23 protein-coding genes are annotated in these 19,674 nt (G+C 35.9%); 7 read left to right on the forward strand and 16 right to left on the reverse strand.

The annotated features are described in order from the left end of the window. Positions 1–60: 60 nt before the first annotated feature. The 13 genes from Sdiek1_RS07545 to Sdiek1_RS07600 form a co-directional block, all read right to left on the reverse strand. Positions 61–870 carry an ATP-binding protein gene (locus Sdiek1_RS07545; protein WP_087438622.1) on the reverse strand — a complete coding sequence of 270 codons (810 nt, stop codon included), beginning with the start codon at positions 868–870 and terminating at the stop codon, positions 61–63. Next, complete coding sequence (gene mshL, locus Sdiek1_RS07550; RefSeq protein ID WP_087438623.1) at positions 863–2,332, reverse strand: pilus (MSHA type) biogenesis protein MshL; 1,470 nt, start codon at positions 2,330–2,332, stop codon at positions 863–865. The genes Sdiek1_RS07545 and mshL overlap by 8 nt, the downstream gene beginning before the upstream one ends. Positions 2,333–2,413: 81 nt before the next feature. Then, positions 2,414–2,815 carry a hypothetical protein gene (locus Sdiek1_RS07555; protein WP_238098874.1) on the reverse strand — a complete coding sequence of 134 codons (402 nt, stop codon included), beginning with the start codon at positions 2,813–2,815 and terminating at the stop codon, positions 2,414–2,416. Next, complete coding sequence (locus Sdiek1_RS15190; RefSeq protein ID WP_238098875.1) at positions 2,812–3,150, reverse strand: hypothetical protein; 339 nt, start codon at positions 3,148–3,150, stop codon at positions 2,812–2,814. Before Sdiek1_RS15190 ends, Sdiek1_RS07555 begins: the two co-directional genes overlap by 4 nt. A 34-nt stretch (positions 3,151–3,184) precedes the next feature. Further along, positions 3,185–3,430: a hypothetical protein gene (locus Sdiek1_RS15195; RefSeq protein ID WP_238098876.1), complete on the reverse strand. Its 246-nt coding sequence runs from the start codon at positions 3,428–3,430 to the stop codon at positions 3,185–3,187. Between the two features lie 23 nt (positions 3,431–3,453). Continuing rightward, positions 3,454–3,960 carry a hypothetical protein gene (locus Sdiek1_RS07565; protein WP_087438624.1) on the reverse strand — a complete coding sequence of 169 codons (507 nt, stop codon included), beginning with the start codon at positions 3,958–3,960 and terminating at the stop codon, positions 3,454–3,456. Positions 3,961–3,965: 5 nt separating this feature from the next. Continuing rightward, entirely contained in the window at positions 3,966–4,865 is a 900-nt protein-coding gene (locus Sdiek1_RS07570; protein ID WP_087438625.1) for a hypothetical protein, read from the reverse strand. A 175-nt stretch (positions 4,866–5,040) separates the two neighbouring features. After that, on the reverse strand, positions 5,041–5,931 hold the full coding sequence (era, locus tag Sdiek1_RS07575) for a GTPase Era (protein ID WP_025344631.1): 891 nt from the start codon (positions 5,929–5,931) through the stop codon (positions 5,041–5,043). A 13-nt stretch (positions 5,932–5,944) separates the two neighbouring features. Next, positions 5,945–7,270 (reverse strand): ATP-dependent protease ATPase subunit HslU, encoded by a 1,326-nt coding sequence (hslU, locus tag Sdiek1_RS07580; protein WP_087438626.1) that lies wholly within the window; start codon positions 7,268–7,270, stop codon positions 5,945–5,947. Further along, the gene (gene hslV, locus Sdiek1_RS07585; protein ID WP_087438627.1) at positions 7,267–7,812 is read right to left on the reverse strand and encodes an ATP-dependent protease subunit HslV; all 546 of its coding nucleotides are present in this window, start codon (positions 7,810–7,812) and stop codon (positions 7,267–7,269) included. The genes hslU and hslV overlap by 4 nt, the downstream gene beginning before the upstream one ends. 5 nt (positions 7,813–7,817) lie before the next feature. Continuing rightward, positions 7,818–8,264 (reverse strand): 50S ribosomal protein L9, encoded by a 447-nt coding sequence (rplI, locus tag Sdiek1_RS07590; RefSeq protein ID WP_087438628.1) that lies wholly within the window; start codon positions 8,262–8,264, stop codon positions 7,818–7,820. 13 nt (positions 8,265–8,277) lie between these two features. Beyond that, positions 8,278–8,700 carry a rhodanese-like domain-containing protein gene (locus Sdiek1_RS07595; protein WP_087438629.1) on the reverse strand — a complete coding sequence of 141 codons (423 nt, stop codon included), beginning with the start codon at positions 8,698–8,700 and terminating at the stop codon, positions 8,278–8,280. Between the two features lie 6 nt (positions 8,701–8,706). Next, positions 8,707–9,936: an argininosuccinate synthase gene (locus Sdiek1_RS07600; RefSeq protein ID WP_087438630.1), complete on the reverse strand. Its 1,230-nt coding sequence runs from the start codon at positions 9,934–9,936 to the stop codon at positions 8,707–8,709. A 156-nt stretch (positions 9,937–10,092) separates the two neighbouring features. On the opposite strand from Sdiek1_RS07600, the gene Sdiek1_RS07605 reads away from it, so the two are divergent. Genes Sdiek1_RS07605 through Sdiek1_RS07625 form a run of 5 tightly spaced genes read left to right on the forward strand, consistent with a single transcriptional unit; the run spans position 10,093 to position 13,748 of the window. Next, on the forward strand, positions 10,093–10,338 hold the full coding sequence (locus Sdiek1_RS07605) for an RNA-binding S4 domain-containing protein (RefSeq protein ID WP_087438631.1): 246 nt from the start codon (positions 10,093–10,095) through the stop codon (positions 10,336–10,338). After that, complete coding sequence (trpD, locus tag Sdiek1_RS07610; protein ID WP_087438632.1) at positions 10,338–11,321, forward strand: anthranilate phosphoribosyltransferase; 984 nt, start codon at positions 10,338–10,340, stop codon at positions 11,319–11,321. Before Sdiek1_RS07605 ends, trpD begins: the two co-directional genes overlap by 1 nt. Continuing rightward, complete coding sequence (gene tsaE / locus Sdiek1_RS07615) at positions 11,318–11,749, forward strand: tRNA (adenosine(37)-N6)-threonylcarbamoyltransferase complex ATPase subunit type 1 TsaE (protein ID WP_087438633.1); 432 nt, start codon at positions 11,318–11,320, stop codon at positions 11,747–11,749. Before trpD ends, tsaE begins: the two co-directional genes overlap by 4 nt. Continuing rightward, positions 11,736–12,458 (forward strand): LPS export ABC transporter ATP-binding protein, encoded by a 723-nt coding sequence (gene lptB, locus Sdiek1_RS07620; RefSeq protein WP_087438634.1) that lies wholly within the window; start codon positions 11,736–11,738, stop codon positions 12,456–12,458. The genes tsaE and lptB overlap by 14 nt, the downstream gene beginning before the upstream one ends. A gap of 18 nt (positions 12,459–12,476) precedes the next feature. Further along, positions 12,477–13,748: an RNA polymerase factor sigma-54 gene (locus Sdiek1_RS07625; RefSeq protein ID WP_087438635.1), complete on the forward strand. Its 1,272-nt coding sequence runs from the start codon at positions 12,477–12,479 to the stop codon at positions 13,746–13,748. On the opposite strand, the gene Sdiek1_RS07630 is transcribed toward Sdiek1_RS07625, so the two are convergent. The 3 genes from Sdiek1_RS07630 to Sdiek1_RS15435 all read right to left on the reverse strand — a co-directional run bounded on the left by Sdiek1_RS07630 (position 13,745) and on the right by Sdiek1_RS15435 (position 15,540). Next, positions 13,745–14,575, reverse strand: coding sequence for an adenylosuccinate lyase (locus Sdiek1_RS07630; RefSeq protein WP_087438636.1), 831 nt, complete (start codon positions 14,573–14,575; stop codon positions 13,745–13,747). The two genes, Sdiek1_RS07625 and Sdiek1_RS07630, sit on opposite strands and share 4 nt — an antisense overlap. A 64-nt stretch (positions 14,576–14,639) precedes the next feature. After that, positions 14,640–15,365 (reverse strand): arginyltransferase, encoded by a 726-nt coding sequence (locus Sdiek1_RS07635; RefSeq protein ID WP_087438637.1) that lies wholly within the window; start codon positions 15,363–15,365, stop codon positions 14,640–14,642. 52 nt (positions 15,366–15,417) lie between these two features. Beyond that, positions 15,418–15,540 (reverse strand): hypothetical protein, encoded by a 123-nt coding sequence (locus Sdiek1_RS15435; protein ID WP_256363552.1) that lies wholly within the window; start codon positions 15,538–15,540, stop codon positions 15,418–15,420. Positions 15,541–16,176: 636 nt separating this feature from the next. Between Sdiek1_RS15435 and Sdiek1_RS07640 the strand changes: the two genes are divergently transcribed. Together Sdiek1_RS07640 and Sdiek1_RS07645 are read left to right on the forward strand one after the other, a co-directional pair. Then, the gene (locus Sdiek1_RS07640; RefSeq protein WP_087438638.1) at positions 16,177–17,295 is read left to right on the forward strand and encodes a metallophosphoesterase family protein; all 1,119 of its coding nucleotides are present in this window, start codon (positions 16,177–16,179) and stop codon (positions 17,293–17,295) included. Further along, entirely contained in the window at positions 17,282–19,651 is a 2,370-nt protein-coding gene (locus tag Sdiek1_RS07645) for an AAA family ATPase (RefSeq protein ID WP_087438639.1), read from the forward strand. The genes Sdiek1_RS07640 and Sdiek1_RS07645 overlap by 14 nt, the downstream gene beginning before the upstream one ends. Positions 19,652–19,674 lie beyond the last annotated feature (23 nt).

Raw genomic sequence — 19,674 nt, forward strand, 5'->3', positions numbered from 1 at the left:
TCTTTGTTTAATTCTATATTTGAAGACTTTTTTTTTTCGAGTTCCATAATTTCTATAGCACTAAGCATGGATCATTCCTAAACTTATACCTGCCATTTCAATATATTTTACATGTAAAGCATTCGTTTTGATAAGGGAGGGTTGATGCATATCATAATATTCCAAAATTTCAAAAAGTTTGTACATCAGTTTATTAATTGTTCTCAAATTTCCATCCGTAACTTTTAAAATAAGTTTATAATGTTTGTCTTTAAAAAGGTTAAGATATTCAAAGCGATTATGGAACAAGAGTTTTTTTTCAATATATGTTTTAATTTCATTCTTTGAAGCATTGTCAATTTCAATTGTTTCCCAAATACGTGTCTGAAAATAGTCTTTAGCTAGAACATCTTCTCTCTCTGTTTTGTGAACCGTAAATAAAAATTTAAATAAACGTGAATCTGCCATAAGACGGATTTTTTCAATCAAATCTGTTGGATAGAGCTGCGCTTCATCAATTAATACTGTAATAGATTGATCTGTAGATGTGATATGCTTACTTAAAAGTGCTAAAAATTCATTGTAATTTGAAAATCCAGGAGATTTCTTTGCAAAAATATGCTCAAACAAGGCATCAATAAAAACTTTTTCTTCAAAAAAAGGTCTTGGAAAAAAAATAATCCGTTTTTTTGTTCTTAAATCATTAAAAATTTTTTGGAGTAAAAAAGTTTTTCCAGTTCCGGGCTTGCCATAAAAAAGGATTAACTTTAGGGGTTTATCTAAAGTCTGCACCAACTTATCATACGTTGTTGCAGACTTATCAAGATTGATATAATCAAAAACTTCACCATCAACAAAGATGGTTTTAAGGTCACTATAATGGCTATTCATTTATCTTTTGACTGTATCCAAGATCTTTAAGTGTTGCTTTATCCGTGCCTTTTGCTCCAATAATACGTGGGGTAATGACAAAAACAAGTTCATTAGTGGACAATGTATCAGCCGAATGTTTAAAGGCTTCTCCAATAAGAGGAATACTACTGAGTAATGGCACACTAGAGTCTTGTTTTCCTTTAGTATTTGTTATAAGTCCTCCTAAAATAATCGTTGAGCCATCTTTAACTTTTACAACTGTTGAGAGTTTTTTTTCAGAAGTATCTGGCGCAATAACCCTAGGGTCAGTTGTTTTAACATCATCGGCAGAGTATTTAAACGTACTAACAGACGGATTGATTCTAAGAATAATCTCATTATCTTCCGAAATTTCAGGAGTTATATTTAATAGGACACCAATAAAAATAGAATAATTGGTATAGGTTGTTGCTAAAGTAGCAGTTCTTGTTGTGCTTGCGGCATTGGTCGTCTCAGGAACACGGTAATTAACATTATCACCAATAGTAATGAGCGCTTGTTGATTGTTCATTGTTAAGACTTTTGGACTTGATACAACTTTTGTTTCGCCGCTTGAACCTAAAAAATCAATCAGTCCTGCAATAGAAAACGATACATCATTGACAACTGTTAAATTATTGAGGTTACTCGAAGCATTTGCTGTGCCAGTACTAGCAGAATTATATAAAGTATTTGGATTGCTAGCAGACAATGTTCCTTGATTACTATTGTTAAAAATAGAGTTACTTCCGATATTCAAAGAAAACTTACTCCAATCAACACCTGATGTATTGCTATTATTTAATAATACTGAGACAATTGAAACATCAATTAACACTTGCCTATGAAGCCTCTCTTTGAGTACATCTATATATTCACTGACACGATCTAATTGTCTTTTGGTAGCTGTAACTGTAATCATGCCCGCATTTACATTGATGATAGGTGATTGTGCTTTATACGTTTCTCCTCCGGTATTTAGAACTGAGGTGAGTTCTGTTGCAATAGTTTTCCAAAAATCAAAAGATTCATTTGAAGAAATTGTATTTTGCCCTTGTGAAACTGTATTCTTTGTACCACTTGTACTTGTTTCAGTCGGTGTGGCATCAACTGAAGCATTGATAACTGCTTTACCTTCACGGATTGATGAAATGTAATCTACTTTAAAAGATTTTGTGGATAAAGCTGAAATCTTTAAATAATTTTTATCATAGGTATAAAAAAGGTCATTATCTTGAATAATTATTTGAAAAACTTCATCTAAAGAGAGATTCTTGATATTAACCCCATTAAGATTTTTAGCAAGCACCTTTTCTGCTTCAGTATCTTTGACAACAATACTAAAATCACAAACTTCTGCAAGCTCCCCTAAAAGCTCTAAGCCTGTTGCTTTGTTGTTTGTTTTGATATTAAATGTACGATACTCACATGATGATGCGCGATTATTTTTTTTCTGCTGCATGTATATGTATAGGCAAAAGAGCAATCGTGCAAACTGTAACCAATGCAATAATTTTACTTGGAAAATATTTTAATATTGCTATCATCTTTTGTCCTTATTACAAGTTCTTTTTTTTTCAATTTCATTTTGGAGAATAACACTGTTGTATGTAATTTTTATCAGCATATAAGATCCTACAAGATCATTTTTTTTGTACCAATTACCATTTATTTTTGCTTTTTGATTAAAAATTGCTTCTAAAACATAAGCAGGCGCTTGTGCGGTTGCATTGCTTTCACTTGCATTCTGTTCTGAAGAAAGAATAATAAAAGGATTTTCGAGCTTATCAATCATAATCGAATCAGCACCGGATCTTCTCTCCGCAATTTTTTCAAAAATTTTATCATACTCTTTAACTTCACTGCTTGAAGGTAATTTGTCTTGTGCCTCTATAATGGTAAGTATGACTAATAATCCTAAAATAGGCTTCACTAAAGTTTTCAATATTTCATCCCCCAAACAGCGATATTGAATTGACCTTCAATGTCTTTTTGACCTGTACAGTTGAGCTCATAAATATCAACAACCAATTCACTCTCTTCAATAGCATTCATGTACTTCATTGTATTTGCAAAAGAACCATTAAAAGAAACTTTTAGAGTTAAAATTTGCTCTATTTTTTGAATGCTCGGTTCATTGATTTTATTTTCAATAACTTTAATACGAACAGAATATTTTTGTGCTAATTGACTAATTGTATTAAGAAATTTTGCCCAATTTTCATCATTGAATAACAGATACGAGAGCTCTTTGAGTTTATTATCAACGTAGTCATTCATATAAATTGTTTTTTCTAAAAGGAGTTTTGAATTTTCAATGTCTGACTTTAATTTTTTTAATTAAAAAAGTTGCATCACCATCTCTTGATACAGAAGATAAATAAGCTTGTTCATCATGCAACTTCTTTTCAATATCTTTTGCACTTCTCATTGACTGATTCAATATTTTTTCTGTTACGGGATAAAGATAGCTATAGAAAATAAATCCAATGACGACAAAGGCCATTGCAAAAATTAAGTAAATTTCATTATTTTTTTTTATCTTTAAAAAAAAGATCAATTTTATCTAAAAGTGAATCAATACTATTCATTGTTCAATCCTATAGAGATTTTACTGGTATAAAGTTTAATCTTGTCATCCTGTATAATCTTTTCTGTATTGACTTTATATTTTTTTAGAGCGGTTAAATCTTTAATGAATTCTGTAATCTTTTTTTCATTTTTATTTCGAACAAAAAAATCAAGTTGTTGTTTTTTAAACTCAATTGCCTCAACTTTACAACCATTTTGATTTGAAAGCTGAAATATTTCCAATAGCATTAACGCTTTCATAGGATATGATATTTTTTTATTATAAATTTCGCCCAAAAGCTTTTTTCTAAATTCAAACTTCGTTGTTTCATTCTTAACCAAACCATCAACTTTTTCTTTTTCAGTTTTTAAAAGAGAAAGTTGTTGTCTAATATCAGATGTCTGTTTGTATAATTCATTATACTCACTTGTCTGTTTAACAATGACCAAACTTAAAAAAGTATGGTATGCAAATTGATAAGCAGGGTATGCAAGGCTAATAATAACACTTGCAGCCATAATACCTAGAAATTTTCCTGAAGCTCTGTATTTAAGGGAGGAGGTCTTTTATAAATGGAAAAATTAAGATTATCATCTGGATTTTCAATGTAAAGTTGTGCACTGAGCATCATCAAGATGTGAATTTGATCAATATACCACTCTTTAGAATTAATCGCTATACTAAAATTAAACTCATATGATTCTAATCCCAAATAACTTTTTCCATATTCTTCAATACCTGAAAAAGTACCAATTTCTGATCCTAAATAGATTTTATCAATAAAATCTATATTGTAAGAACGTTTTGTAAAGACTAAGACATCATTAATATAGAGAAATATTTCACCAAAAAGTTGCATTAAGCTTTGTTGATATTGGCTATTAGTAGCCCTTAATCCCTCGTTAGTAAGAAGTTTATAAAAATCTTCTTCATCAACACGCTCTCCAATCAGCTCACAAAATTTTTCATTGATCTCTTTGAGTGAATAATGAAGTGATTTTGAATAAACATACTCACCATTTTTATAAATTACTAAAAAGGCATCTGTCTTTTGAAAATAAACAAAACAGTGTGTACCATCTGCTTCAATAAAATTTTTACGGTAAAGAGATTTTATGAGAAAAGGCGCCGAGGTTACATAATCAATATATCGTGTTTTTTCTTTAATGGGTGTCAATTTTGTATAAATAAGTGTTGCATCAATAATAAAAACATTAAAAGAGCGATTTTTAGAATCTTTTGATTCAGTTTCGATATAACTTATAGAATATTCAATAGCAGAATCTAGGGCTAATTCATCATACACTTTTATTTCAATAGCATCTTTAAGATCGCTGTCAGGAATATTACGACTTACATCAATAGTAGCACTTATAACATCACGCGTTTGCAGATACGAGGTATAAAACGCATTTTTTATCACTTTTTTTCTAGCTTGTTAAGTTTGATTTCATTTTTTTGAATAGGTATAGGAGACGAGCGATAAAGGGTCTATTGATACAATTTCTGAGCTCAAACGTCTATCCTCAGTTACGGCCATTTTAAAAACCCCTTTTAAATAATTATATCTCTATGATAACGATGATATTACAGTAACTTTATTCTACTATATAACCAATTTTCTTCAACATTTCTTTATCTTGACTCCAACCCTGCTTCACCACAACAACAAGTTTCAGAAAGACACGTTTTTGTGACAAGGATTCAATGAGCAAACGAGCGCTAGAACCGATTCTTTTGATCGTTTGACCTTCTTTACCAATTACAATACCTTTCTGACTTTTTTTATCAACAATAATAGTAGCATAAATATTATCGATTGTCTCTTTTTCATCTACTTTATCAATGATTACATCCGCAAAATAGGGGATTTCATCACTCGTATTTTCGAAAATTGCTTCTCGAATCAGCTCTTTATAAATGTCACGTGAGCGCTCTGTTGTAAGAATTTCAGGGTCATAAAGATAAGGATGCTCTGGCATATATTTTGAGATCGCTTCTAAAAGATAGGATTGTGAGATTCCTTTTTTTACTGAAACAGGGATGAGTGCCACAAATTTATCTTGATAGGCTTGATATTCTGTAATCTTGTCAAAAAGTGCTGTTTGAGAAACACTGTCTGTTTTTGTAAGGAGAACCATATGGGGAATATTGTTTTTATTAAGGGATAAAAAATCTACATAGTGCTGAAGGGCATCGCTTGCGGGAGCTAAAAAGAGAATGAGATCACAATCACCCATAGCTTTCATTGCTTCTTCAAGCATAAATTGGTTTAACAAACGTTCTTGTTCATGAATACCAGGAGTGTCAATAAAAATAATTTGTGTATTTTCGTGCATTGCGATGATATTTAAACGTTTTCGTGTTGCATTCGCTTTATGTGAAACCATTGCAAGTTTTTCACCTACAAGCCAGTTGAGTAGGGAACTTTTACCCGCATTGGGTCTGCCAATAACGGCTACGTACCCTGTTTTTGTTTTTTCAGTCATTTGTCTTCTTTACTTATAAAATATAGCGACTACTATCTTCGCTTTCTACGATGGCATCTAGTTTAGCATGAACTAGTTCTTTAGTGACATGTAATATCTCTCCAGAATGCTCATCGGCTGTATAACTGATATCTTCTAATACTTTTTCAATAATGGTATGCAATCTTCTTGCTCCAATATCTTCTGTTTTTTCATTGGTAATTTGCGCAATTTTTGCAATCGAAGCAATAGCATCATCATCAAAAACAAGTTCAACACCTTCAGTTTTTAAAAGTGCTTGGTATTGGCGTAAAAGTGAGTTTTTAGGTTGTGTTAAAATTTGGTAGAGAACCTCTTCTGTCAATGAACTGAGCTCTACGCGGAGAGGAAAACGCCCTTGTAATTCAGGGATAAGATCACTTGGTTTACTCAGATGAAATGCACCTGCTGAAATAAAGAGAATATGGTCGGTTTTAATGCTTCCATATTTGGTATTGACATCACTACCTTCAACGATAGGGAGAAGATCGCGTTGAACACCTTCTTTACTTGGATCACTTCGGTGAGATTGTGAAGAGCTTACGGCAATTTTATCGATCTCATCAATAAAAATAATACCACCATTTTGAGCTCTCTCTCTGGCTTCACTTTTAACAGCTTCCATATCCAAAAGTTTTTCGCTTGCTTCAATTCTAAGTGCCTCTTTGGCATCTTTCACTTTCATCTCTTTTTTAATGTTACCTTGACCTGTACCTAGTATTTTAATAAAAGACTCTTGTACTTTAATCATTTCAGGTGGCAATGAAGAATCCCCTAAATCATTACTGTTTTGCGAAATCTCTACTTCAATTTTAAGATCATCGAGTTCACCATCACGAAGTCTTTGACGCATTTTCTCATAACTTTTTTCATAGTCTGCTTTTTTCTCTTCGCTAACCCCTTTAGGAAGTGGCGGAAGCAGCTTTTCGATGATAGCTTTTTCTACATGTAGAGCAATATCGTCTTGATTTTTCTCTTTGTGTTCCGCTTTGACAAGGTTAATGGAAGCCATCATTAGATCTCTCACCATGGATTCAACATCTCGTCCTACAAAGCCAACTTCGGTGTATTTACTCGCTTCCACTTTAACAAAAGGAAGAGAGAGCATTTTTGCCATACGACGTGCTATTTCTGTTTTCCCTACACCTGTTGAGCCAATCATTAAAATGTTTTTTGGCATCACTTCTTCTGCCATTTCACCTTCAAGCTTCAATCTTCGGTATCGATTTCGAAGGGCAATAGCAATAGATTTTTTTGCATTAAATTGCCCAATGATATACTCATCTAAGTAGGCAACAGTTTGTTTGGGTGTTAAATTCATGCTTCTTTACTCTCTAAAACATATGTTTTAATGTTATCGTTAGTGTAAATACAAAGTTCACTAGCAATTTTTAAACTCTCTTTTACGATCGTTTCTTCATCAAGATTTGTGTGGCGATCCAGTGCACGTGCAGCCGATATGGCGTAGTTTCCACCGCTTCCAATTGCTGCGATTTTACCGTCCTCTGGTTCCACCACATCTCCATTACCACTCAAAATGAAAATGTGATCGCAATCTAAAACAATCATCATCGCTTCTAAACGACGCAACATTTTATCTTTACGCCACTCTTTTGAAAATTCAATCACTGATTTGTACAAATCACCTTTTTTTTGCTCCAAAATACCTTCGAACATATCAAAAAGGTTAAATGCATCAGCAGTGCTTCCTGCAAATCCTGCAAGGATTTTGCCATTATAGAGTTTACGAATTTTAGTGGCATTGTTTTTAAGCACGGTATTACCAAAGGTGACTTGTCCGTCTCCGCCAATAACTGCTTTCTTATCACCGCGACATGCAAGGATGGTGGTTGCTTCAAACATAAAAGTTATTCTCCAAGAATAATAAGTGTTAAGGTAGCGTGAATACCGTGCCCTAACTTAATACTCACATTAAAATTACCGGTTGTTTTGATCGCTTGCTCAAGTTCAACAGTTTTTTTATCAATATCTATTGAGTATTGTTCTTTGAGTTCATGCGCAATCTCGTCTTTGGTAACGGCACCAAAAAGACTTCCATTTGCACCAAGTTTACGTTTAACGGTGAGTTTAAGTTCACCAAGTTTCTTTTCAATGGATTTAAGATTTGCAATTTCCTCAGCTTCCGCAGCTGCTTTTTTACGTTGATCTGATTCATATTTTCGCATGACTTCGTTGGTCGCTAAAAGCGCAAAGCCTTTACCAATGAGGAAGTTTTGACCATAACCGTCTTTTACCTCTTTGATTTCGCCTTTTTTACCTAAATCTTTAACATCTTTAATCAATAATACTTTCATTTTTTTCCTTTTATCATGATCGAATATTTTTGGGAAATGGAGCATTTTTCAGTTTTTCACCATGAAAGGCATCAATGCCACCACTGAGTTGGGCAATGTTTGAAAAGCCCATTCTTCGTAAAATAAATATCATTTGTGTTGTGCGTCCACCAATATGGCAGTAAAAAATCAAAAGCTTATTGGCGAGTTTTTTAAGTTCGTCCATGTGTTGATGAATGGTTGAAGTTGGCATAAGGATGTCTGTTCCTCTGATGCTTGACTCAGAATACTCATACATCTCTCTGATATCAATAAGTACAAAATCGAGCCTTTTTTGCGCTCTGAGATTTAGCATTACATGTAACTCTTCTCCACTGACTTCGCAGCTTTTTGTTACGGTTTTGACTAAATTCATCATCGCTTCTTCACTCCATTCATCGTTAATTGGCTTATCCACTGGGGTTTAAGCTTTGCCTTGATTTCTTTTATTCTTCCCGCTAATGATAAAACGTAGGGCATTAAGTTTAATAAAGCCCGCTGCATCTTTTTGGTTATACACTTCATCTTCTTCAAAGGTGCAGAATGCTTCACTGAAGAGATTGTTGGTCTTAGAATCTCTTCCGATGACCGAAACATTGCCTTTATACAGTTTAAGTTTTACGGTGCCGTTTACGGTTTCTTGCGATTTATCAATGGCTGCTTGCATCATCTCACGCTCTGGAGAGAACCAAAATCCGTTATAAATGGTTTTCGCATACGTTGGCATGATCTCATCTTTAAAGTGTGCCGCTTCGCGGTCTAGTGTAATGCTCTCAATGGCACGGTGCGCTCGAAGCATAATCGTACCACCCGGTGTTTCGTAACAGCCTCTACTTTTCATTCCCACAAAACGGTTTTCAACGATGTCGATACGACCGATACCATGTTTACAGCCAAGCTCATTGAGTTTGGTAAGCATTGTGGCAGGACTTAATTTAATGCCGTTTAGTGCGACTGGATCACCTTTTTCATAGGTAATTTCAATCACTTCGGATTGATCAGGAGCTTTTTCAGGGCTGACCGTCCATCGCCACATGTCTTCTTCTGGCTCTGCTGCTGGATTTTCAAGAACAAGTCCCTCATACGAGATATGAAGCAAGTTTGCATCCATAGAGTAGGGTGATTTACCCGGTTTTTTCTCAATTTTGATACCATTTTTTTCTGCATACGCGAGCAGTTTTTCACGAGAATTTAAATCCCATTCTCTCCACGGTGCAATGATGACAAGATCTGAATTCATGCTCAAATATCCCATCTCAAAACGAACTTGATCATTGCCTTTACCCGTAGCACCATGACTGACGCCATCAGCACCCACTTGTGCTGCGATTTCTGCTTGACGTTTTGCGATCAAAGGTCTTGCGATTGATGTTCCAAGAAGATACTCACCCTCGTAAATGGCATTGGCTCTAAACATAGGGAATACGTAATCTTTAACAAATTCTTCTTTTAAATCTTCAATAAAAATATTTTCTGGCTTTATGCCCAAAGAGATGGCTTTTTTGCGCGCTGGCTCTAACTCTTCACCTTGACCGATATCGGCTGTAAAGGTAACAACCTCACATTTATACTCATCTTGGAGCCATTTTAAAATAATACTGGTATCAAGTCCACCTGAATAGGCTAAAACTACTTTTTTAACATCTTTTTTCATAATACGAATCCTCACAGAATTTATAGAATTGCGTGATGGTAGCGCAAGTTTGTAAAAACTTTGCTTATGCTTTAGAGAGGCTTTTACATGTAAAGTCAAAAAAGCAAGTTTAAATATTCTTTTGATAGAATGAGCATTAAATCCTAAGGATGGGGTATGAGAGTCGATAAATTTTTAAACAGCGTGAATATCACCAAACGTCGCGCCATATCGGAAGATATGTGTAAAAATGGCGTTGTTTGCATCAACAATGCCATTGCAAAGCCTGCAAAAGATGTCAAAGTGGGTGATATTATTACGATTAATTATCTTGAAAAAGCAATGAAATACGAAGTTTTACAAATTCCTGAAGCCAAAACCATTCCAAAAACGAAACAAAACGAATACGTAAGGGAAGCGTAATGAATTACCAAGAGGCCTATGAACAGTTTAATGCGCTCTTTGAAAATGAACTAAGTTCCGAAGCAGCAGCACAATTTTTAGTCGAACTCTACGATCGAGGTGAGAGTTTTGAAGAGATCGCAGCCGCGGCAAATGTGATGCGCGAACACAGCATTAAGCTCGATATTCCAGCACACTTGAAAGCTGAATTGATTGACATCGTAGGTACGGGCGGTGATAAAAGTGGAACGTTTAACATCTCCACAACAACATCCATCGTTTTAGCCGCACTTGGGTGCAAAGTTGCCAAACACGGCAGCGGTTCTGCCACTTCACTCTCTGGCAGTGCCGATGTACTTAAAGCCTTAGGACTCAACCTGAGTTTAACACCTGAAAAACAGATCAAAATGCTTGAAGAGTGCGGCTTTGTTTTCATGTTTGCAATGAATCACCATCCGTGCATGAAGCATATTATGCCCATTCGAAGAAGTCTCTCACACCGTACGATTTTCAATATGTTAGGACCTCTTGCCAATCCTGCGGGTACTCAAAAACAGATGATTGGTGTTTTTCATGTCGATTACATTGATCGTTTTAGCAAAGCGTTACGTGAGCTTGGCACAATGAAAAGCATGGTGGTAAGTTCTCTCGATGGTTTGGATGAAGTGAGCATTACGGCTCCAACGCGTTACACGATGATTGAAAATAAAATCATCACAGAAGGCGAAATCAATCCAGAAGCATTTGGCTTTACCTTTGCTCCACTTGAGGCAATTAAAGGTGGTGATAGCATCCAAAATGCTGAGATTACGCGCTCAATTTTAAGAGGTGATGAGAAGGGTGCAAAACGTGATGTTGTACTCTTAAATGGTGCCTGTGCTTTAGTGCTAGATGGAAAAGCGAGAGATATACAAGAAGGAATTGCGCTCATGAAAGATGCCATTGAAAGCAAAAAAGCATGGGATAAACTGGGCGAAATTATTAAGCTCTCTTATCTTATATGAATCAATGTTATGAAAAAGTGTGTGATTTAGCGCACTTAATTGCTTTTGCTGAAGAGATAAAAAGTAAACTTGGGAATTCAGGTGTGCTTTTATTACGAGGGAATCTCGCAAGTGGAAAAACCGCTTTCGTTAAAGCGTTCGCTAAAACACTAGGACTTGAAGAAGCAATCTCGTCGCCAACCTTTTCGATTTTGCATGAGTATGATGAAAAACTGTTTCATTATGACATTTACCAATGTGGAAGTAATGGTTTTTTGCAAAGTGGATTGATCGAAAAATTAGATGTTGAAGGTTACCATCTCATTGAATGGGGTGATGCTGAGTTTGAAAAATTACTGCACCATTTTGGTGTTGAGTATAGTACAATCGATATCGAAACAATGGATTTAAAACGCAATTATAAGGTTCATATTAATGCATACGCTTAAAGTTCAAGAATTACAAAAAGTGATTAAAAAAACAGAAATTATTAAAGGGGTGTCCCTTGATGTTCAAAGTGGCGAAGTTGTAGGACTTTTAGGTCCCAATGGTGCGGGTAAAACAACCATGTTTTATATGATTTGTGGACTTATCCCTCCAAGCTCTGGCGTTGTTTTTCTAGATAATCAGGATGTCACTCAAATACCTTTACATGTAAGAGCAAAATTAGGTATTGGTTACCTTCCTCAAGAATCAAGTATTTTTAAAGACCTGAGTGTGGAAGAGAACATTATGCTTGCCGCTGAAATTGTGTATCCCGATAAAGAGGAAGCAATGAAGCGCGTGGAAGAGCTTTTAAACTTGCTCAATATTGAACCTATTCGTAAACGCAATGGTGTGAGCCTTAGTGGTGGTGAGCGACGTCGTTGTGAAATTGCGCGTTCATTGGTTTTAAAACCCAAATTTCTCCTTCTTGATGAACCTTTTGCTGGGGTTGATCCTATTGCTGTTGCTGATATTCAAGGCATTGTACAAGAGCTCGCAAAACTGGATATTGGTGTTTTGATTACGGACCATAATGTACGCGAGACTCTCGCTATTTGTGATAGGGCGTATGTACTCAAAGATGGCGCACTGTTAGCCAGTGGCAGCAGTGAAGAAGTTGCTCAAAACAAACTGGTGAAGACGTATTATCTTGGTGAAGATTTCAGGTTTTAATAGATAAGGAGATTGGTTTTGAAACTTAGGGTTTCTAGCACACAAACAACCAAACAAAAGTTCTCCTCAACGCTAAGAGGTTGGCTTCCTATACTTCAAGCCAATTTGGATAGTTTGGTGGAAACATTAGAACCCTTTGTGCAAGAAAATCCTTTTATCAGTGTCAAATCAGGTTCAGAAACACCTGAAAAACATTTTGAAAAGAAAAGTTTTTTCTCCGAAGTGGCTAAAACATCGGTTTCAGATACCATTGAGGCACTGACTTTAGATAAAAAATCACTTTATCAAGTTCTCAATGAACAGGTCAATCCACCACTTTTTCCTACTGAAAAATCGCAACAAGTCGCGTATGAAATCATTGAAAATATTAATTCTGAAGGATATTTTGAAATAGCAGCATTAAGCGAAATTGCAAAAAAGTTAGGCATGAAAATTGAAGAAGTTGAAAAGATACGACAGCGCTTTGCTTACCTTGAGCCTTTGGGTATTGGAGCTCTTGATTTAAAAGAGACCTTCTTATTCCAACTTCAAGACCTTTCATTAGACAATGAACTCTATGACATGGTAGAAATGCTGATTATCAACTTTGAGACTATCGAATCCTTTAGTAAAGAACCACTGTTTCATGATGCCCTCGCTATTATTAAACGATTCCACAACCCTCCTGCAATTGATTTTATGGAAGATGAAAAAGAGGTTATTCCTGATATTTTTATCTATGATCTTGAAGGTGCAATTGAAGTCAGACTCAATGATGCGTATTATCCTGAAGTGATTCTCGACACTGAAGGACTTGATGAAAATCATAGTTTTGTCTCTCAAAAAATTAAAGATGCTAAAGACCTTATTGACGCTCTTGAGATGCGCAAAGCAACGCTCTATAAGATTGGATTGATGATTGTGGAGTATCAGTACGATTTTTTCTTTGGCAAAGCGATAAAGCCGATGAAACTTAAAGACTTAGCTGATGATCTAGGACGTAATCCCTCAACCATTTCACGTGCCATTGCGGGAAAATACCTTTCCTGTAGCCGCGGTGTTATTCCTTTAAAACAGTTTTTTGCTACGGCGCTTGAAGAAGATATTTCGAACAGTGCTATTAAAGAATATATGATTGAACTTGTTAAAAATGAGAGTAGAATAAAACCTCTGAGCGATATTAAACTTCTAGAACTGATAGAAGGAAAATTTAACATCAAAATGGTACGAAGAACCATTACAAAATACCGACAACAGTTTAATATCGCAAGCTCATCTGAGCGTAAAAAACTCTACACTCTTAAATTTTAAGCACTCTTTGCATCGGCATGCCTGAAGTGCATTTTGAGCATTTCATAGGCATTTTGAACCTCTTGAAACTTTGCCACATACTTTACATGTAAATCACCATCATAAAGGCCACAACTATCTGGATGATATTTTTTTACCAGTGTAAGATAGTTACTGCGAATCATATCAAAAGAGTCTTCCATTTTACATCCAAGCACACCAAAATACTCTTCAAGTAAAGAGAAGAGGGCGTTATGTCGGCTTCTCTTAGCACGTTTTGATACAAAACTCTTTTTGTAGGCTAAAAAATCGTCCATAAAATAAGAAAACTCTACAAAACAACCAAACAACTCTTTTTGTGCCAAGAGTTTTTCTAAAAGACGCACAGTAATATCTGAGTTCGGATAGAGCGTAATCGTGCCATTTTTTGGGCGAATTCTGACCAAATGGTCTTTAAAATAGCTTTTCAGATAGGAAGCAAAAAGCGTATTGTGTGACCCCATGTAAAAGACAACAGCATAATTGTCTTCAATGGAGAGATTAATGCTCATTTTTTGAAGGACTTGATTGGATTTGAGAAGCGAAATCTTGATGCTTTTATCTATTGTATTTTCGATGATACGTGCTTGTTCGACATTACCTGTTTTTCGCAAATAAATTTTACTGATCAATTTTAAAAAGTAACGGCGTTGCACTAACTCATCTTGCTCTTTAAAAATAATCATTTTATCTTTGCGTCCAATCTTTTTTTGAAAGTTTTTATCGGCAATATTTTGCAAAAAATAAAAGGTTTTTGAATCTTCTTGTATTGTAAGTGCAAGCATATCATGAGAGAGAGAAAGGTGCATCTATCCATCCTTTTTGTATCAAGTTATTTACCTTGAAGCAAAAAGAATTCCAAGTTTTAAAAAATTATATCCAAATGGCATCTTCATCTAAATTTGGATTGCCTTGAAGTGTCTGATAAGGGGTATAAGACGCTTTATATTTAAGGCTTTGACACTCTTTGACATAATAGCCAAGGTAGATCCATTCAAGATCATACTCTTTTGCCAAAATGATCTGCTCGTAGATGGAAAGTCTTCCTAAAGAGAGTTTTTCAAAATCAGGATCGTAGTAAAAATAGATCGAGGAGATGCCATCGTCTAAAAAGTCAATAAGATCAACACCGATAAGCTTTTCACCCTGAAAATAAAGTACCTCTTTTCCAAAATTATGTGCGCCACTTACATAGAGTTCGTGGTAACTTTGTGGCTTCAGGTTGTAGTATTGCCAGCCTCGTTTTTGTTCCATATGACGATGATATTTATCATAAAGCTCAAGATGTTCCGTGCTAATGGTTGGTGCTTGAATGACATAACGAATACCTTCTGCTTTTTTGAAAACACGCTTAGCAGAACGTGAAAAATTGTAATTTATAACATCAATACGTAGGCTTAAACACAATTTACAGTTTTGACATTGTGGTCTTGAGTAGTAGTTTCCAAATCGTCTCCACCCACGTTCAATGAGTTCTTGATTGAGCTCCATTGTCGCATTTTCAATGTACTTATATTCCATGCGTGTTTTACAGTCATCAAGGTATGAACATTTCGTTTCTAATGTTGAAAATTCAATAATGCGTGAAAATGATCTCATGGATTAGTCTAGTTTTCTAACTCCAGAGTTTTGCATAAACTTTTCAAATTGGTCATGAAGTTTTTTTTCTTTTTTCTTGCTTTTGTTCTGTAATAAGTTTTTCTTGAACATTTTTTTCTTCTTGACTTATTTTCTCTTTGAGTGATTTAAGATCATCAAATAAAATTCCTTGCATTGCGTATGCCTTTACATGTAAAAATAAACAAGGTTTGATTATAGCAAAATTTCGTATGAAGAAGTTGCAATACATTCTGACAATGTTTAATGGATTGCCAAGCGAAGTACAGAAGTCATTAGTTTTTTAAATCAGAATACTCCCAATCAAGCTCTCTAAACTATGTATATCCTAAATCATAGTTTAGAAATATTCTGAAAAATCAGTACGTTTTGAACTTTTCAATCACCTTTTTTAAATGATCCATACGCATTGTGACATCGGATATGTACTTTTCTTATTGAGAGCAGGATAGGAAAAGAAAGTTAGGAGTGTCGCGGAATAAAAGCCTACTTGCAAAAGAATAAGCTATACCGAGAGGGTGGTGACGAAGAGAGAAGGAAGAAGCAGTGATTTAATAAGTATTAACTTATCATTGAGGTATGGTTTAAGCTAAGAGTCTATACTTTCACTTGTAACACACATACCTCCTTTCTGTAAATAACCTACCAATTTTTAAGATGAATGCTCGAATTGCCCGGTTCGAGCGTTTCTTTTTCTTCCAAATATCTTAAATACTTCCTTTTTCATCACAAATTTCTTCTAACCGATAATATTATTGGCTATAATCGAATGAATTAATCATAAAGAAGTATCGTGAAACTGATTCATTTTTCGGACACGCATTTAGGCTTTAACGATTTAGATGTCATCAATGAGCTCGGTATCAATCAACGTGAGGCTGATTTTTACGATGCTTTTTCGCAAGTTATTGAGCAGATTAAAGCGATAAAACCCGACTACATCATCCACACAGGCGATCTCTTTCACCGTCCATCTCCCAGTAACCGAGCTATCACTTTAGCTCTTGAGCAATTCAAAATCATCGAAGCGCTTAACATCCCATTTATCATGATAGCAGGCAATCACTCCACCCCACGTACCAATTTAAGCTCTCCCATCCTTAAGATATTTGAAAACTTTAAAAATGTTTATGTTTCGTACAATCAAGAGTACAAAAAAATTGAGTTTGAAGATGTCGTCTTTCACACTTTGCCGCATATGCACGATGAGACAAAAGCCCTTTCTCAAATCGAACTGTGCGAAGCAAATATTGATACAACCAAACGCAACATCATGATGCTTCATTGCTCTGTCGGTGCGCACTATCTCATGGCAGAGTTTGGCGAGTGGGTGTATCCGCACGATAAAGAGAGCCTTTTTCCCAAAGTGGATTATGTAGCCCTTGGTCATTGGCATGGCTTTGGAAAAGTAGGCAAACACGAAAACGTTTACTATGCAGGTTCCACTGAACGTACCAGTTTAAACGACAAACGAAACTCCAAAGGTTTTGCTCTTGTCACGCTCGAAGAATCTTTACATGTAAACTACCACGAGATACAAATTCGCCCCATTAAAACCTATGAGATTGATTGTGAAGACTACGAGCGCTCCGTTGAGTCTTTACATGTAAACGATACAAAAGACGCTCTTGTCGAAGTCAAACTGACCAACCTCACCCCATTGCAGTCCATCGACATCCAAACACGTGACATCAAAAATCTCTTTGGCGAAGCCTTACATGTAAGTATCAAAAGAGAGTTCAAACAAACCAGCGGTGAAGCTACACTAAATGACATCGAAGCCCTCTCGTTGGAAACGTACTTTTTAGAACACATCAAAGAAGAGAGTCAGCCTGAAGAGTTTGAGCGACTCAAAGGAAAAATCCAAGGCTTGTTTAGTGCCTACGAAGAGGTGAGCGATGATACTCTCTAAACTCCACCTTGAAAACTTCAAACGCTACACTTCCTTTGACATTGAGTTTGGCGAGGGGCTTATCGGCATCATCGGTAAAAATGGCAGTGGTAAATCAACCCTCTTTGAAGCCATTCTTTTTGCGCTATATGGCGAGCTTCGAAATAAAAAATTTAAAGAAGTCATCCGAAACGCCAGTGCGAGTGATAAAGATGCTGTTTTAGTGGAGCTTGATTTTGAATTTGAGAGCATAGCGTACAAAGTCATGCGTGAGTTTCGTGGAAAAGCCCTCAGTGCGAACGCCAAGCTGTATAAAAATGGCGAGCTTACCACCAGTGGCGCGAGAGAAGTTACCGTGGCTATCACGAAACTAACGAAGATGAGCAAAGAGGCATTTTTGCATACGCTTTTTGCCTCTCAAAAAGAACTTACTAGTCTCAGTACGCTTAAAAATGAAGATCGAAAAAAGATGATACGCAAACTTCTTGGGCTTGAAAAGATAGACTTTGTGGAGAATGAACTTATCGAAAAAAGCAGAGAACTCAAACGCGACATCGCCGCAAGTGCAGAGTTTCTCTTAGGCGAGGAAGAACTCAAAAGTAAAACAGCGTTGATAAAAGAAACTACCGCTACAAAACAAGCGTTTGAAAAAGAAGTAAAAACCAAATCCACAGAACTAGAAACCACTAAAAAACAAGAGTTACATGTAAAGAGTGAATTAGAGCTTTTTGTCAAAACAAAAGAGCAGAAACAAAAGCTCATCAGCGAACTTTCCCTCATCAAAAACTCTATAACTTCAAATCTAGCTACGCAAACCAAACTCATCGAAGAGCTCAAAACCTTAGAAACAAAAGCCAAAGAACTTAAAAGTTTAAGTACCATTAAAAAAGAGTACGAATCTTTACATGTAAAGCTCAAAGAACACGAAACTCTCAAAAATATACAGATAAAAAAAAGAGGGCTTAGAAAAGAGCAAACCCAGTTGCGTGCCCAGTACACCAAAGCCAAAGCAGACATCGCAAATTTGGAAGAACAAACCAAACCGTATGAGACACTTTTAGGGCAAAAAAAAGAAAATGAAGCTTTACATGTAAAGCTAAAAACCGAACTTTTGGGTAAGCAAACAGAGCAAAAACAACTCCAAAATGAACTCTCAGCCGAACAGCGAGTTGTATCTGACACACAACAAAAGATAGCCAAGCTACAAAGCTTAGGTAGAGAATCAAACTGTCCTACCTGTACACGACAACTACTCGATGAATACGACAATGTCATCGCATCCCTCAACGACATCGTGCAAAAGACGCAAAGTCAAAAGATAGACAAAACCAAAGCAAAACTTGAACTCCTCACCAAACAGATAGCGGAGCTTGAACTTCAAAAAGAGCAAACGCAAAAAGCCTTACATGTAAACGAGACGGCACTAAGTTTGATACTCAGTAAGCAAAAAGATTTGGCAAACGCCAAAGAGCATTTTACGAAAGTCAGTGAACAAGGCAAACGCAATAAAGAAGAGCTAGACAAACTCGCACAACACGCTTACGATGAAGCTTTACATGTAAGCCTACAAAAAAGCTTTTTGGAGCTAAAACCAAAGTATGAAGCCGTTCTAAGTCTTGAAACAGAACTCAAACGAGAGCAGGGCGTGAGGGAGGATTTGGCGCTTACATGTAAGAGTGCAGAAGCTTTACATGTAAAGGCAAAAGAGAAAGAATTGGAAGTGCAAAAAACACTGTACGATGAGCCAAAACACACCGCAAAACAAAGCGAATACGACGAACTTCAAAAGCAAAAAGAGAAACAATACAGCGTTATTTCAGAGCTAAAAGAAAAGATAGCCAAAAATGAGGGCGAGATAAAAACCTTGCAAAACGCTCTGGAAAATAACGACATACAACTTAAAAAAGTACAGAGTAAAAAAGACGATTTGCAAGACTATGAAAAGATAAAAGTCAGCCTCAGCGAGTTTAAAACAAAACTCAACTCAAAAATAGCCCCACGCATCTCACAAATCGCCTCCCAAATGTACGCCACCATCACCAAAGGCAAATACCAATACATCGAAGTGAACAACGACTTTGACTTTTTCATCTACGATGAGGGCAAATGCTACCCCATAGAACGCTTCAGCGGCGGCGAGATAGATCTTGCCAACCTAGTGCTTCGCATTGCCATTTCCAAAACACTGAGTGAACTCAGCGGTGCAAGTAGTGTCGGATTTTTAGTTTTTGATGAAGTGTTTGGAAGCCAAGACGAAAACCGAAGAATGGAAATCTTAGAAGCGTTTCATACCATAAAAGAACAGTACAGACAGATATTTTTAATAAGCCATGAGATGGAGATAAAAGAGATGTTTGAGAGAGTTGTGGAGTTGTAAAAAATTAATAAAAAAGGAATAGG

It is taken from the genome of Sulfurospirillum diekertiae (assembly GCF_002162315.1).
Taxonomy (GTDB): Bacteria; Campylobacterota; Campylobacteria; order Campylobacterales; family Sulfurospirillaceae; genus Sulfurospirillum.